Below are 14,620 nucleotides of genomic sequence, written 5' to 3' on the forward strand. Positions count from 1 at the left end.
CTGAGTAAGCTCATCGGGACTCCATCCCTTGCCGCCTTGCTGCAACTTGAATTATTGGGGGGAGGAAGGATGTGTTAAGACTGCTTCAGGCGCAGATCCAAAATGGTTTTGCTCGGCTCGCCGCCAATCTCACGGGTCAGTTTCGGCACCATATAACCTGACACTTTACTCATCAGTTGTTTCATAATGACGCGCGCTTCGTCGTCGTTCACCATGAAATGCGCCGCACCTTGTACTTTATCCAGCACGTGGATGTAGTAAGGTAAAATACCCGCGTCAAACAGCGCGTTGCTCAGTGTGGCAAGCACTTCGGCAGAATCATTTACCCCCCGCAGCAACACGCTCTGATTAAGCAACGTCACGCCATGGCGTTTCAGCTTCGCCATACTGGCGCGTAATGCATTATCGATCTCATTGGCGTGATTAATATGCGTTACCATCAGCACCTGAAGGCGTGATTTTTCCAGGCGCTGGCAGAAGGTATCCGTGATACGTGCAGGAATAACCACCGGCAAACGGGTATGAATACGCAGCCGCTTAATGTGTGCGATGCCTTCCAGTTCACCGATTAACCAGTCGAGTTCATGATCCTTGGCCATCAGCGGATCACCACCGGAGAAAATAATTTCATCGAGTTCGGGGCGTGTGCGGATATAATCCAGCGCCTGAACCCAGTTGGCCTTATTTCCCTGGTTGTCCTGATACGGGAAATGACGGCGGAAACAGTAGCGGCAATTTACCGCACATCCGCCTTTCACCAATAACAGGGCGCGATTGCTATACTTGTGCAACAGACCCGGAACAACGCTGCGTTGTTCATCAAGCGGGTCAGTGGTAAAGCCCGGCGCGGCGATAAACTCCTCGTGCGCGGTTAATACCTGAAGCAATAAAGGATCCTGTGGATCGCCCGGCTGCATACGTGCCACAAAGGCGCGGGGCACGCGAAGCGGGAACAAACGACGGGCTTCACGCCCACTTTGCAATTCTGCATTGTCGTTAAGTGCCAGAAGAGTAAGCAGTTCATCCGGGTCAGTGATAACATCGCCGAGTTGATACAACCAATCTTCTCTAAATGGCGTGTTTAGGGTTACAATGTTTGCCATTTTTTTGGCTAATACCAGTTTAAAATTAGAGGGCCATCATGGCGACTTATTCTAGCAACGATTTCCGTCCGGGTCTTAAAATCATGTTCGAGGGCGAGCCTTACGCTATCGAATCCAGTGAATTCGTAAAACCAGGCAAAGGCCAGGCTTTCGCACGCGTTAAAATGCGTCGTCTGCTGACCGGTTCCCGTGTAGAAAAAACGTTTAAATCTACCGACTCATGCGAAGGCGCTGACGTTGTAGATACCAACATGAACTACCTGTACAACGATGGTGAGTTCTACCACTTCATGCACCCTGAGACTTTCGAACAGCATCAGGTTGAAGAGAAGACGGTTTCTGACGCCTCTAAATGGCTCCAGGACAACGCAGAATGTATCGTAACGCTGTGGGATGGCCGTCCTATCGCGGTTCAGCCACCAAACTTCATCGAAGCGGAAGTTGTTGATACTGACCCGGGCCTGAAAGGTGATACCGCAGGTACAGGCGGTAAGCCAGCTACCCTGAGCACTGGCGCCGTGGTTAAAGTGCCATTATTCGTGCAGATCGGCGAAATTGTCCGTTGTGACACCCGCTCTGGCGAATACGTTTCCCGCGTTAAATAAGTTTTCGATACTTATTTATTACGCCGGATGAAAGCTGCCGCAGAGTAAATCCTGCCGCAGCTTTCCAGCCCCAACTTTTTGAATTGGATTGTGTTTACCATGTTGAAGAAGATAATGTTTATCGTAGTTTCAGTGACGTTGCTGGCTTCGTTATCCGGCTGCAACACGGTTCATGGTTTCGGTGAAGACATCCAACATCTGGGTGGTGCGATTTCCAAAGCAGGCTGATTTCTTCAGCCTCGTTTTTTACCAAATGTCCTAAAATCCTGCCTGTTGCCTTCTATATCCGGAAAGTTAGCTACACTAACAGTGTCGTACTTTACATTCTCTTATAGGAAGGAAATTTATATGCTGAAGAAAAGTATCCTCGCTATCTTATCTGTTGTTGTCCTGTCTTCCGCGTTAACCGCCTGCAATACCACGCGTGGTGTAGGGGAAGATGTATCTGCCGGTGGGCAAGCGATCCAGAAAAGCGCGCAATAGCGGGCGGGTAATAGTAAAGTAAGTTGATGTCTGCCTGCACATTGATGCAGGCAGTGTTGTTTTTACGGCACGGGAATTAAGGCTGTTTCACCCACACCAGTTTGCTGGTATCGAATCCGTAGCCTTGTGCTGTTTGCAGAAGTTGCTGCTTCACGCGGTCATCCAGTGTTGGCGTACGGGAGAGGATCCACAGGTAGCTTTTATCCGGCCCGCATACCAGCGCGTACCGGTAATCCTTATCCAGCTCAATGACATTATAGCCGCCATAGAACGGGCCGAAGAATGACACCTTGAGCGCCGCCCGCGCCGGCGATCCGGTGAAGTAACCTTTGCCCTCACTTTCCTGCCATTTATTCTTTTGCGGATTAAACCCGCGATTAATCACTTTTACCCCACCATCATCACGCAAACTGTAATTAGCGGTGACGCGTTCCAGTCCGCTTTCAAAACTATGATCCAGTCTGGCGACTTCATACCAGGTACCGAGATAACGGGTGAGTTCGAAATTATTGACGACTTTGACGTCAGCAGGCGGCGTTACGCTGCACGCGACCGACAGAAGTGCTGTGATGATAACGCTGAGTTTTGACCAGATACGCATAGACCTTCCTTCCTTAGTATGTTCTCTAAGTGTAGGTAACAAAAAAGAAAAAGGGAAAATCAGTGCAGAAAGAATGAAAACAGCGGCCAGAGAGATGACCGCTGGAAAGGGGGATCTTTGCGGATCAGAGGCGGATCAATACGATAAGGGTCACGATACTTAAGATCGCCGCCAGACCGTAAAATACCCATTTACCGGCCGGAACGTGGATCTTCAGGTCGTGCATGGCATGGTGGATCCGGTGCAGCCCGCACCACAAAGGCAGAACGATCATCAGCAGCAGGAACAGACGCCCGATCCCGCTTTGTGCAAATGCCAGTACGCGCGGATAGCTCAGTGCGTCACCGGGGAAGAAGCCCAGCGGCAGCAGGAAGCACACCAGCAAGATCATCACCGGTGCGAAAATCGCGCTCCACATACCGCCCGCGCCAAACAATCCCCAGAACACCGGCTCGTCTGAACGTTTAGGAAGAGTATTTTTCATGTCGCCTCCTTAAAGAAACAGTGCAATGACAAGCACAACCAGCGTCACGACGATTGTCACGCCCCAGAAACCGGCAATCACCGGTTCCGGCCCCATTTTTTTGCCTTTCACTATCACAATAGAGGCTTTCGGTGCCAGTTCGAACCAGGTCTTGGTGTGCAACAACGCCGCAAGCAGGGCGATCAGGTTAATCAGCAAGACCACCGGGTTTTGCAGAAAATTCACAAAACCCGCCCAGCTTTCAGGCCCGTTACGTAACGAAAAAATCCCTGCCAGCAGTAAGAGACTGAACCACACGGCCGGCACCGCCGTGCCCTCACGCAGCATATAAAAACGGTAGAACGGTAAGCTTTTCCACCAGCTGGCTTTCATCTCACGCACGTAGGGCTTACGTTTGCTGCCCGTACTTTGAGTTGTCATATTTTCCTCCCTCATTGCGGTCTCAGCCTCGCGATCATGAAGTCTTTGGTGCTTTCGACTTTGCCTTGCTGAATGGCGGCTGCGGGGTCGACGTGCTTCGGACAAACTTCGGAGCAATACCCGACGAACGTACAACTCCAGACACCGTTCTGAGTGTTTAGCTGCGGCATACGTTGTGCCTTGCCGTGGTCCCGGTTATCAAGGTTATAGCGGTGCGCCAGCGTAATAGCGGCCGGACCGATGAATTCCGGGTTCAGACCAAACTGCGGGCAGGCGGCGTAACACAAACCGCAGTTGATACAGCCGGAGAACTGATGATATTTCTCCATTTGCGCCGGAGTTTGCTTACCCGGGCCTTCACCCACCGTGCGGGTATTGCCGATAATGTAAGGTTTGATGGATTCCAGGCTTTCGATAAAGTGGGTCATATCGACCACCAGATCACGCTCAACCGGGAAATTCGCCAGCGCTTCCACCTGCATACCGTCCGGATATTCCCGCAGGAAGGTTTTACATGCCAGCTTCGGCACGCGATTGACCATCATGCCGCATGAGCCGCAGATTGCCATCCGGCAGGACCAGCGATAGGAAAGATCAGCGGCCAGATGATCTTTGATATAGCCCAGAGCATCGAGCAGCGACGTTGTTTCATCGAAAGGCACGTCATACACCACCGGATGCGGCGCGCTGTCCGTTTCCGGGTTGTAGCGCATGATTTCAACCTTCAGGCTGCGTATTTTAGCCACGTGATTGCTCCTTATCTTTTTTATCGTGAGTCTCAGATTCCCCGCCATACACGCGTTTTGCCGGTGGCAGCGTGGTAATTTTCACGTCGCCATATTCCAGACGCGGGGCGGAGTCTGGCTGATAAAAGGCCAGAGTATGCTTGAGGAAATTCACGTCATCGCGTTCAGTACAGCCTTCATCCAGACGCTGATGCGCGCCGCGGGATTCGCGGCGGTGCAGGGCGGAATGCGCCATGCATTCCGCCACTTCCAGGCCATGCCCCAGTTCGATGGTGTACAGCAAATCCGTATTGAACACGCTGGAGGTATCCTGAATCTTCACCCGCTTAAAGCGTTCTTTCAGTTCAGCCAGTTTATTGATGGTTTTTTGCATCAGTTCGGTGGTGCGGTAAATGCCGCAACCTTCTTCCATCGCCAGACCCATTTCGTCGCGGATGGCTGCCCAGCTTTCGTCGCCTTCCTGTGCCATCAGCGCGGCGATACGATTTTCGATATCACGAACCTGTGCGTCGAGCGCATCGTTGTTGCCGGTGTCTTTAGCTTGTACGGCGCGTTCTGCTGCTTTTTCACCGGCCATACGGCCGAACACCACCAGTTCGGCCAGCGAGTTTGAGCCGAGACGGTTTGCGCCATGCAGGCCGACGGACGAACACTCACCGACCGCAAACAGACCCTTGATGCGGGTTTCACACTGCGCATCGGTTTCGATGCCGCCCATGGTGTAGTGTGCGGTAGGACGAACAGGGATCGGATCAGTAATCGGATCGACGCCGACATAAGCTTTAGCCAGTTCGCAGATGAACGGCAGACGTTCACGGAGTTTTTTCTCGCCGAGATGGCGTAAATCCAGGTACACCACGTCACCACGCGGTGTTTCGATAGTCCGGCCGGCCCGCCATTCGTGCCAGAACGCCTGCGATACCTTGTCGCGCGGGCCCAGTTCCATGTATTTATTTTTCGGTTCACCCAGCGGCGTTTCCGGCCCCATACCGTAATCCTGGAGATAACGGTAACCGTCTTTATTGACCAGAATACCGCCTTCACCCCGGCAACCTTCAGTCATCAGAATACCGGAGCCCGGAAGGCCGGTCGGATGATATTGTACGAATTCCATATCACGAAGAGGGATGCCATGACGGAACGCCATGCCCATACCGTCGCCGGTGACGATGCCGCCGTTGGTGTTATAACGGTAAACACGGCCAGCGCCGCCGGTTGCCATGACCACGGCGTTGGCCCGGATTTGTACGCGGGTGCCTTCCATCATATTAATCGCGACAACGCCCCGAACCTGGCCTTCATCGACCAGAATATCGAGAACGAAATGTTCGTCGAATCGCTTGATTTGCGGATATTTCAGCGAGGTCTGGAACAATGTATGCAGCATGTGGAAACCGGTTTTATCCGCTGCAAACCACGTACGTTCGATCTTCATCCCGCCGAAGCGGCGGACATTGACGGAACCATCATCTTTACGGCTCCAGGGGCAACCCCACAGTTCTAGCTGGGCCATTTCAGTCGGGCATTGATGCACGAAATGATCCACCACGTCTTGCTCACACAGCCAGTCGCCTCCGGAAACAGTATCCTGGAAGTGAAAATCAAAGCTGTCGTGATCTTGTGTCACTGCGGCAGAACCGCCTTCGGCAGCGACCGTGTGGCTGCGCATTGGGTACACTTTCGAAATCAACGCGATATTCAGGTTGGGATTGGCTTCCGCTGCGGCTATTGCTGCGCGTAAACCCGCCCCACCTGCACCTATAATTGCAATGTCGGCGTTAAAGGTTTGCACTGCATTCCTCCACTATCATCAATGAGATCGGGTTTGAAACACCCGCGAAAAGCTCTTCATATTCGAAGAGTTAGTGAACCCCGATGACATACAGGCGCTGTCCCGATGGCTGATATTCTTATTGTTTGTAAGGGAATTATGATACCAAAGGGGTAGAAGCGGTAATTTGATGTGAATGCAGGTTTGGGCTTTCTCTGCTTTTTGCTTCGCAAAATGAGATAATTGTTTGCCTGCGGGGATGCGGGTAGACTGCATGACTTTTCTGAATTCGGAGTAAATCACCATGAGCGAAACAGCAAGCTGGCAACCCAGTGCTTCTGTCGCCAATTTGTTGAAGCGTGCGGCAATCCTCGCTGAGATCCGACGTTTCTTTGCCGATCGCGGCGTACTGGAAGTTGAAACGCCAGCGATGAGTCAGGCCACGGTGACCGACATTCATCTGGTACCGTTTGAGACGCGTTTTGTCGGGCCGGGTGCGGCTGACGGCATGACGCTGTATCTGATGACCAGCCCGGAATATCACATGAAACGTTTGCTGGCAGCGGGCAGCGGGCCGATTTACCAGATGGGCCGCAGTTTCCGTAATGAAGAAGCCGGACGTCATCACAACCCGGAGTTCACCATGCTGGAATGGTACCGTCCGCGTTATGACATGTACCGCCTGATGAATGAAGTGGATGATCTGCTCCAGCAGGTACTCGATTGTGACAGTGCTGAAACCTTGTCTTATCAGCAGGCATTTACCCGCCATTTAAGTATTGATCCCCTCTCTGCCGATAAAACTGAGCTGCGCGAAGCGGCGGCAAAACTGGATTTATCCAATATTGCCGACACCGAAGAAGACCGCGACACCCTGTTACAGTTGTTATTTACGATGGGCGTGGAGCCGCATATTGGCCGCGATAAGCCGACATTCGTCTATCACTTCCCGGCGACGCAGGCATCTCTGGCAGAAATCAGCACGGAAGATCACCGCGTGGCCGAGCGTTTTGAGGTGTATTACAAAGGCATTGAGCTGGCAAATGGTTTCCGTGAACTGACAGACAGTCGTGAACAACGTCAGCGTTTCGAGCAGGACAACCGTAAACGCGCGGCACGCGGCCTGCCGCAGCATCCCATTGATAACAATCTGCTGGATGCGTTAGCGCACGGCATGCCGGAGTGTTCCGGTGTGGCGCTGGGCGTTGACCGTCTGATTATGATTGCACTGGGTGCCGCCAGCCTGAGCGATGTGCTGGCCTTCCCGGTGACGCGCGCCTGATCCTGATTCTGCTGTTCAGCCCTGACCTCAGGGTCAGCACTTTGTCAGCAATCTGAAAGGGCAGAAGGATCTGCCCTTTTTGCTTTTCTTTTGGCTTTTATAAGTCGCCCGGTGAGCGCGAACTGTTTCCGCTGCGACCACTGCCGCTGCTGCTGGTAAAGGTCGCGTTATTGCCATTTTGCGCGCGGTGCAGTGTTTCCATACGCACCTGGAATGGCGGGAACGGCAGCGTAATGCCATGCTCGCGGAATCCGGACAGGATCAGCTGATGGATTTCATGGCGCAGCGGCATACGGTGTGCCATTTCAGCGGCATGCATACGCAGCTCGAAAATCTGAATCCCCTGCTGGAGATCCACCAGATAGGCTTCCGGCGCAGGCATGTCCAGCACCAGCGAACAGCGGTGCGCGGCACCGAGCAGAATTTCGGTCACTTCTTCACTGTTGGCTTCCGACGGCGCAGGCACAGTCAGCACCACACGGGTAACGGAATCTGACAACGACCAGTTGATGAACTGTTCGGTGATAAAGGCCTTGTTGGGCACAATAATCTCCTTACGGTCCCAGTCGGCGATCGTTGTGGCGCGGGTATTGATCCTGGTGATGCTGCCGGTCAGGTTGCGGATCGTCACGGTATCGCCGATACGGATCGGTTTTTCAAACAGGATAATCAGGCCGGAAATAAAGTTAGCGAAAATTTCCTGCAAACCGAAGCCGAGACCGACACCAAGTGCTGCCACCAGCCATTGTAGTTTTGCCCATTCGATCCCGATCAGCGAGAAACCTGTCAGGCCGCCAATCAGTAGTAACACATATTTGGTCACGGTCAGCACGGCATAACCGGTGCCCGGCGTCAGATCCAGATGTTGCAACAGCGCCAGTTCCAGTAGCGCGGGCAGATTACGCACCAGTTGCGTCGTGATAATCAGCACCAGAATGGCGATCAACACCGATCCCAGTGTGATCGGCTGCATGCTCTCTACGCCCTGAACCGTAGACGCCACCTGCCAGAGATGAATATTTTCCAGGAACGAGAAGGCCGAGTGGATCTCAGACCACAGGAAGATCACCGAGATCAGGGCGATCAATGTCAGCAGGGAACGTACCAGTCGCAGTGATTGCGCGGAGATAGCATCCAGATCCACCACGGGTTCTTCGATCTCAACCGTCCCTTCATTACTGGTACTGACCTGATGGGCATCGTCCTCACCGCGGGCACGCTGATTCAGCATTTCTGCCCGGCGCTGCTTGGCGCGTTCGAACGCAATACGACGGCGCTGGATCAGCATCCAGCGCCGGATAATGTGGTAAATCACCAGTAATACGAACCAGATGGCTACCGAGGTTTCCAGGCGTGCCAGCAGCGCCTGTGAGGTCGCGAGGTAGCCCATCAGCGAAGCCAGTGCGGCCACAACGGGCGCGCCCAGCAGCATCCACCATAAGGCTTTGTTGATGACGTTTTCGCTGTTGCCTTTTTTATCGTGATACAGCGGAATTCCCGCGCGTTTCAGGCTGTGGGTGACCAGCGCGACCACCAGACACAAAATAACAAAGCACAGCCGCCCCAGCGTATTTGAGAACTCCCGATCGTTAAGATTATCGAAGGTAATCAGCGCCATAATTAACGGCACCAGCACCCAGATCGACAGCGCATAGTAGCGAAGGGCACGTGATACCGCACGTTGCGGCCAGCCGAAGTGGGCGACAAATAACCCTTGCGGATGCGCCAGCGCGGCACTGACCATAAATGCCCACAGGATTGGCAGGGTTGCGGTGACACCATCGCCGATCGCGACTGCAATCGGGTACGGCCACGCGCTTTGCAGCCCGAAGCCCAGCGCTGCCCACAGCACCGGCAACGGCATGGCGACCAGAATCGACCAGAACACGGTGCGCAGGGTCAGCGAGAAATGATCCTGTGTGACCTTACCCACTTTACTGCTGGCACGTGCCAGGAACGCGTAATAATGTTTGCGCGAACTGATGCTGATAATCACCAGAATCAGTGCTCCAAATAATGGCAGCAGCGTTTCTTTGCTGGTGACCATCATCATGGACGCACCGCCAAGCTGACTGAGTGAATCCAGTGAAAGCAGACGTTTCAGATCATGCGCGACCTGCACCGGGTAAGAAATGCCGATGGCGCTGACGTCTGCCACCCAGAACAGATAACGGTGGGCGGCGTCATGAACATCATTCAGCGCTTCCACCAGCTGGCTGTTCGCCACTTTCAGCTTGGTGAGTTCAAGAATTTGGGTATCGCAACCTGAAAGCAGGGAATTGAGCAAATCACGCTGCGTCCGCAACTGTGCATCCAGAATTTTTTGCTGAGCCGCAGTTAGCGGTTTTCCGTCATCCTGCCTTGCCTGGCGATAAATAGCCTGCTTATCCAGTAAATCTTCATAGTGCAGGCGCTGCACGCGCAACTGGCCCATATCGCGGTCAAGCTGTTGCGGTTTCGGCATATCCGGCAGACGCGCAACCTGCGCCCGCAGTGTTTCGCCAAGTAAATTAGACGCGCCAAGCCACTGTGCCTGTTCGCGAATGGTATTAATCGCCTGACGTACCTGTTGAGTTTGTGCAGCGGCCTGACGCTGCTGAGATGAGATCAGGTCCATCCGCTGCGCCTGCTGATTCAGTGCCAGCGACAACTCACGGTTGGCCTGCAACTGCTGACTGATAGAGTGCGGCAATTCACCACTCTGTTCGGCCAGCAGCTCGGTTTTTTCCAGCGCCTGTTCAGCTTCCCGCTGGCGTTGGTTATTCAGTGTATTGCGTAAGGCCTGTAATTGCTGATCAAGAAAGTCGGCGCGTTTTTTGTAGAGATCTGTGCGCATTCGCGACAGTTCCTGCCGGTTATTGGCAGAAAGCTGAGCCAGTTCCAGTTCATCAACCTTGGCTTTACGCGCTGCAGATTCGGCCTGAAGTGCGCTGAGCTGGGCCTGTGCCAGCGGTGAGGAGATTGCCGTCGCGGTCGCCGCCTGTATGCGCTGATCGATGTCGCTCAGCGCGTTGCGGGCTTCGGATTGCTGTTGCGGGATCAGACTCAGTGAGTCGCTGATGTCGCGGGAGCGGTCCTGCTCCTGACGCAACTGGCGGGTTTCTTCCAGCTGCTGACTGCTGACTTGCAGAATTTGTTGCTCGAGCTGAGCCGTGGAGATGCTGTCATCCAGCGCGGGCGGCTTGTCAGGCTGATTTTGCAATTCCTGGCGCAGGGCCTGCGTCAGTTTTGGAAAGTCATCAATGACCTTTTGATATTCCGCCGAGCGCCCGGCTGAAACGCTGGCTTCATTCAGCCAGTTGAGTGCGCTTTGCAGCGCCTCAACCACCTGCGTCTGATTGGCCATTTCTTTATTGGCTTCCGCCTGTTTCAACTCTTGTTTGAGCTGATCTTCAGTCGGTGCTGCACCCGCCATCAATGGCAGGGACAGCAGTAAACTCATCAGCAAGGCGGGGAACAGGCGCACTCGGTCATATCCTTTTTTCAGTTCTGTATGTCAGTTCAGCGCGAACTTAATAATCTTTCGGAGCCTGCGGTTCAGCGGTTGCGACACCTGCTGGCGCTTCTTTAGTGACAGAGGATTCTGCTACCACAGGTTCCGCTGCTGCTGCCGGAGCACGCAGAGCTTCGGCGAACGGTTCGCCCATGCGGGTCACCGTGCCATTACTCAGATTCGGCATGAAGCGAACCTGATTAGCGGCAAACAGGTTGATCACCGTGGAACCCAGTTTGAAACGGCCCATTTCCTGACCTTTTTCCAGCGCGATGGCACCTTCTTCACCGGCTGCCGGATAAGTCCAACGCTTGATAATGCCTTCGCGCGGCGGCGTGACGCAGCCTGCCCAGACGGTTTCAATGCTGCCGACAATCGTTGCGCCAACCAGAATCTGTACCATCGGCCCGAATTCAGTATCAAAGACGCAGATGACGCGTTCGTTACGGGCGAAAAGATTGGGTACATTCGCGGCGGTCAGCGGGTTGACTGAAAATAAATCTCCCGGGACATAAATCATTTCACGCAGCACGCCGTCGCACGGCATATGCACCCGGTGATAATCACGTGGTGCCAGATAAACAGTGGCAAACTGTCCGTCTTTGAATTGCTCTGCCAGCAAATAGTTACCTGCCAGCAATGCTTCTAAACTGTAGAAATGACCTTTAGCCTGGAACAGTTTGCCCCCGGTAATTGCCCCTAACTGGCTGACTGCACCGTCGGCTGGCAGGCAAAGCATATCCAGACCACTGACCACCGGACGTGCGCCCTCGCGCAGCGGACGCACGAAGAATTCGTTAAACGTGGCATATGATTTGAGATCCGGATTTTGTGCTTCTTTCATGTCGACGTTATAAAAACGGGCAAATGCTCTGATCACCCAATGTGTCAGCGTGGCAGCACGCTTATCTGCGCCCCAGCCAGCCAGACGGGTCAGTCCTTGTTTAGGAAGTAAATATTGAAGTTTGATTTTGATACTGTCCAGCACGGGGAAAACCTCTTGAATGATATGAATGACCGGCGTACCGGCCATTTTGCAGGCGCCCCCGAATGGTATTCAGGGGCATGCAGTGTTGTATGGCGGAGGATTGTAACGGGGTGAAATCAACGGTTCAACTTCCGTTAACGTTACCCGATTGCCATTAACATATTAATTCAACAAATTAGTATTAAAGTGCATCGAAGTTTTTACGTGTTTTTACGTCTTCCATGCTTTCCAGAATACGGTGGTAATTGTCGAAACGTTCTTCGGCTATTTCACCACGGTCTACGGCATCACGGATTGCACAGCCCGGATCACTGCCATGCTTGCAGTCGCGGAATTTACAGTAGCCGAGGAAAGGGCGGAATTCGACAAAGCCCTGGGTGATCTGTTCTGGCGCAAGGTGCCATAAACCGAATTCACGCACGCCCGGGGAGTCAATAACGTCACCGCCATGTTGGAAGTGATACAAACGCGCCGCTGTCGTGGTGTGCTGACCCAGGCCTGAGTTATCGGACACTTCATTCACCAGAATTTGTTTTTCATCCGGTGGCAGCAGGGCGTTCAGCAGACTGGATTTACCCACGCCGGACTGACCGGCGAAAATACTGATGCGGTCAGTCAGCGCCTTTTCAAACGCAGGCATACCTTCACCGGTCTGGCTCGACACTTCGAGGACGCGGTAATTTATTTTGCGGTAGATATCCATCATGCCCTGAACGAATTGACGGCCTTCGTCGTCGAGTAGATCGATTTTATTGAGCACAATCAGCGGTTCAACTTCAACCGTTTCGCACGCCACCAAGTAACGATCAATAATATTAAGCGACAGTTCCGGCAGGATGGCGGAGACAATCACGATCTGGTCAATGTTTGCGGCAATGGGTTTGACGCCATCATAGAAATCAGGGCGTGTGAGAACGGAAGTTCGCTCATGGACCGCCTCGACGATACCTTTCACACTGGTATTTTCGCCGGCGCGCCATACCACGCGGTCGCCGGTCACCAGAGAACGGATGGTTCGGCGGATATTGCAACGGTGCTGGCTGCCGTCGGCCGCTTCAACGTCCGCATGCATCCCGAAACGGCTGATGACGACGCCGTCCTGCGGTTCGCCATGCAGAGAATCGTCCAGCTCTTTGCGTTTGTCCGTCTGTGTCAGACGACGCTGATGGTTAGTCTGAACGCGACGTTGTTGCCCTTTAGACAGTTTTGATTTAGTCACTGCGCCTCACTTGACTGGCTTTAATCGCTCGGTGCGACCAAAACGACTATGATACCAGCTATTTTATATTAATTGCCCGAATGACGGAGAACTCCGTCAACTCTCTACTTTGTAACAGGACACATCATGGCCGCTAATGACTCGAATTTAATTTGGATTGACCTGGAAATGACCGGTCTGGATCCTGAACGTGACCGTATTATTGAGATTGCGACGCTGGTGACCGACGCGCATCTGAACATTCTGGCCGAAGGCCCGGTCATGGCAGTCCATCAGTCTGACGCGCAGCTGGCGCTGATGGATGACTGGAATGTGCGCACCCACACCGGCAGCGGTCTGGTTGATCGCGTCAAAGCCAGTCCGTTTGATGACAATGCCGCACAGCAAAAAACTATCGACTTCCTGCGAGAGTGGGTTCCTGCGGGCAAATCGCCGATTTGCGGCAACAGCGTCGGCCAGGACAGACGTTTTCTGTTTAAATATATGCCGGAGCTGGAAGCCTATTTCCATTACCGTTATCTGGACGTCAGCACGCTGAAGGAACTGGCGCGTCGCTGGAAACCGGAAGTACTGGGTGGTTTTAAGAAGCAAAATACTCATCAGGCGCTGGATGATATCCGTGAATCTGTGGCTGAACTGGCGTACTACCGCGAACATTTTATTAATCTTTAATCTCCGTCATCCTTCAGGCTGCAGATGCGTTGGCTGCACTCTCTCACCTGAATCACTGACCGATTTGTTGTGAGTTTGCCGCCTTCCTGCAACCTGAATGATTTAGGCGATTTATTTTAAAAAACGTTAAAAAGGCATACGGAGCACAAAATCATCGTGTTTCGCTGATTAAATCGTCGCTTTGATGGTTTAATCGGCACTTGAACGAAAAAAACGTTTTTTTGCTTTCAGGGGCTTGCGGCAAAAAGGATTTCTCGTATAATGCGCACCCCGTACCGATGAAGAATTTCGTTGAGTGCGCAGAGCGGGAATAGCTCAGTTGGTAGAGCACGACCTTGCCAAGGTCGGGGTCGCGAGTTCGAGTCTCGTTTCCCGCTCCAAATTTTTAAGCTTTTGAGATTTAAAGATTTAAGACGTAAACAATGCAGTGCCATGCGACGCGGGAATAGCTCAGTTGGTAGAGCACGACCTTGCCAAGGTCGGGGTCGCGAGTTCGAGTCTCGTTTCCCGCTCCAAAATTTCAAAGCCTGTACATTTATGGCAAATGCCAGTACAGCAGATGTCAGACATCTCAATGCGGGAATAGCTCAGTTGGTAGAGCACGACCTTGCCAAGGTCGGGGTCGCGAGTTCGAGTCTCGTTTCCCGCTCCAGTTTTCTTCTTCAGTTCAAAATCATTTCTTAATAGTGTCTTCCTGCATTTTCTGTGCATAAATGACCTGATCATTACACGATTTGTAGTAATGTTTTAAAC

The 14,620-nt window shown here is 52.9% G+C and carries 14 protein-coding genes and 3 tRNA genes; 8 read left to right on the plus strand and 9 right to left on the minus strand.

What is annotated here, in order from left to right; all coding sequences use genetic code 11:
- Positions 1-74 precede the first annotated feature (74 nt).
- On the minus strand, positions 75-1,103 hold the full coding sequence (gene epmB, locus ETV65_RS17400) for an EF-P beta-lysylation protein EpmB (protein ID WP_129954218.1): 1,029 nt from the start codon (positions 1,101-1,103) through the stop codon (positions 75-77).
- Positions 1,104-1,141: 38 nt separating this feature from the next.
- Here epmB and efp point away from each other — a divergent pair, with 38 nt between their 5' ends.
- The 3 genes from efp to ETV65_RS17415 all read left to right on the plus strand — a co-directional run bounded on the left by efp (position 1,142) and on the right by ETV65_RS17415 (position 2,191).
- Positions 1,142-1,708, plus strand: coding sequence for an elongation factor P (efp, locus tag ETV65_RS17405; RefSeq protein ID WP_013573742.1), 567 nt, complete (start codon positions 1,142-1,144; stop codon positions 1,706-1,708).
- Between the two features lie 99 nt (positions 1,709-1,807).
- A complete protein-coding gene (locus ETV65_RS17410; RefSeq protein WP_129954220.1) occupies positions 1,808-1,936 on the plus strand; it encodes an entericidin A/B family lipoprotein in 129 nt (42 codons plus the stop codon).
- 120 nt (positions 1,937-2,056) lie between these two features.
- The gene (locus ETV65_RS17415) at positions 2,057-2,191 is read left to right on the plus strand and encodes an entericidin A/B family lipoprotein (RefSeq protein ID WP_129954222.1); all 135 of its coding nucleotides are present in this window, start codon (positions 2,057-2,059) and stop codon (positions 2,189-2,191) included.
- Between the two features lie 76 nt (positions 2,192-2,267).
- Here the strand turns inward: ETV65_RS17415 and blc are convergent, their stop codons facing one another.
- The 5 genes from blc to frdA all read right to left on the minus strand — a co-directional run bounded on the left by blc (position 2,268) and on the right by frdA (position 6,234).
- A complete protein-coding gene (gene blc, locus ETV65_RS17420; protein ID WP_129954224.1) occupies positions 2,268-2,792 on the minus strand; it encodes an outer membrane lipoprotein Blc in 525 nt (174 codons plus the stop codon).
- Between the two features lie 124 nt (positions 2,793-2,916).
- A complete protein-coding gene (frdD, locus tag ETV65_RS17425; protein WP_129954226.1) occupies positions 2,917-3,276 on the minus strand; it encodes a fumarate reductase subunit FrdD in 360 nt (119 codons plus the stop codon).
- A 9-nt stretch (positions 3,277-3,285) separates the two neighbouring features.
- Complete coding sequence (frdC, locus tag ETV65_RS17430; RefSeq protein ID WP_129954228.1) at positions 3,286-3,696, minus strand: fumarate reductase subunit FrdC; 411 nt, start codon at positions 3,694-3,696, stop codon at positions 3,286-3,288.
- Between the two features lie 11 nt (positions 3,697-3,707).
- A complete protein-coding gene (locus ETV65_RS17435; protein ID WP_129954230.1) occupies positions 3,708-4,442 on the minus strand; it encodes a succinate dehydrogenase/fumarate reductase iron-sulfur subunit in 735 nt (244 codons plus the stop codon).
- On the minus strand, positions 4,435-6,234 hold the full coding sequence (gene frdA, locus ETV65_RS17440; RefSeq protein ID WP_129954232.1) for a fumarate reductase (quinol) flavoprotein subunit: 1,800 nt from the start codon (positions 6,232-6,234) through the stop codon (positions 4,435-4,437). The genes ETV65_RS17435 and frdA overlap by 8 nt, the downstream gene beginning before the upstream one ends.
- A 283-nt stretch (positions 6,235-6,517) precedes the next feature.
- On the opposite strand from frdA, the gene epmA reads away from it, so the two are divergent.
- Positions 6,518-7,495 carry an elongation factor P--(R)-beta-lysine ligase gene (epmA, locus tag ETV65_RS17445; RefSeq protein WP_129954234.1) on the plus strand — a complete coding sequence of 326 codons (978 nt, stop codon included), beginning with the start codon at positions 6,518-6,520 and terminating at the stop codon, positions 7,493-7,495.
- 97 nt (positions 7,496-7,592) lie between these two features.
- Here the strand turns inward: epmA and mscM are convergent, their stop codons facing one another.
- The 3 genes from mscM to rsgA form a co-directional block, all read right to left on the minus strand.
- Complete coding sequence (gene mscM / locus ETV65_RS17450) at positions 7,593-10,961, minus strand: miniconductance mechanosensitive channel MscM (RefSeq protein ID WP_129954236.1); 3,369 nt, start codon at positions 10,959-10,961, stop codon at positions 7,593-7,595.
- A gap of 46 nt (positions 10,962-11,007) precedes the next feature.
- Positions 11,008-11,976: an archaetidylserine decarboxylase gene (gene asd / locus ETV65_RS17455; protein WP_129954238.1), complete on the minus strand. Its 969-nt coding sequence runs from the start codon at positions 11,974-11,976 to the stop codon at positions 11,008-11,010.
- A 181-nt stretch (positions 11,977-12,157) separates the two neighbouring features.
- Entirely contained in the window at positions 12,158-13,195 is a 1,038-nt protein-coding gene (gene rsgA / locus ETV65_RS17460; RefSeq protein ID WP_129954240.1) for a small ribosomal subunit biogenesis GTPase RsgA, read from the minus strand.
- A 126-nt stretch (positions 13,196-13,321) separates the two neighbouring features.
- Here rsgA and orn point away from each other — a divergent pair, with 126 nt between their 5' ends.
- The 4 genes from orn to ETV65_RS17480 all read left to right on the plus strand — a co-directional run bounded on the left by orn (position 13,322) and on the right by ETV65_RS17480 (position 14,519).
- Positions 13,322-13,867: an oligoribonuclease gene (gene orn, locus ETV65_RS17465; RefSeq protein ID WP_129954242.1), complete on the plus strand. Its 546-nt coding sequence runs from the start codon at positions 13,322-13,324 to the stop codon at positions 13,865-13,867.
- A 304-nt stretch (positions 13,868-14,171) separates the two neighbouring features.
- Positions 14,172-14,247, plus strand: a tRNA-Gly gene (locus ETV65_RS17470).
- A gap of 59 nt (positions 14,248-14,306) precedes the next feature.
- Positions 14,307-14,382, plus strand: a tRNA-Gly gene (locus ETV65_RS17475).
- A gap of 61 nt (positions 14,383-14,443) precedes the next feature.
- Positions 14,444-14,519: transfer RNA gene (locus ETV65_RS17480), tRNA-Gly, on the plus strand.
- Positions 14,520-14,620: the final 101 nt, after the last annotated feature.

The sequence above is a fragment of the Rahnella sp. RFA10(1/100) genome (assembly GCF_004195115.1).
Classification (GTDB): Bacteria; Pseudomonadota; Gammaproteobacteria; order Enterobacterales; family Enterobacteriaceae; genus Rahnella; species Rahnella perminowiae.

Coding starts and splice junctions, on each gene's coding strand:
- ETV65_RS17410 (WP_129954220.1), top strand. CDS start 1,808: ATGTTGAAGAAGATAATGTTTATCGTAGTTTCAGTGACGTTGCTGGCT.
- frdC (WP_129954228.1), bottom strand. CDS start 3,696: ATGACAACTCAAAGTACGGGCAGCAAACGTAAGCCCTACGTGCGTGAG.
- ETV65_RS17415 (WP_129954222.1), top strand. CDS start 2,057: ATGCTGAAGAAAAGTATCCTCGCTATCTTATCTGTTGTTGTCCTGTCT.
- blc (WP_129954224.1), bottom strand. CDS start 2,792: ATGCGTATCTGGTCAAAACTCAGCGTTATCATCACAGCACTTCTGTCG.
- orn (WP_129954242.1), top strand. CDS start 13,322: ATGGCCGCTAATGACTCGAATTTAATTTGGATTGACCTGGAAATGACC.
- epmA (WP_129954234.1), top strand. CDS start 6,518: ATGAGCGAAACAGCAAGCTGGCAACCCAGTGCTTCTGTCGCCAATTTG.
- efp (WP_013573742.1), top strand. CDS start 1,142: ATGGCGACTTATTCTAGCAACGATTTCCGTCCGGGTCTTAAAATCATG.
- epmB (WP_129954218.1), bottom strand. CDS start 1,103: ATGGCAAACATTGTAACCCTAAACACGCCATTTAGAGAAGATTGGTTG.
- frdD (WP_129954226.1), bottom strand. CDS start 3,276: ATGAAAAATACTCTTCCTAAACGTTCAGACGAGCCGGTGTTCTGGGGA.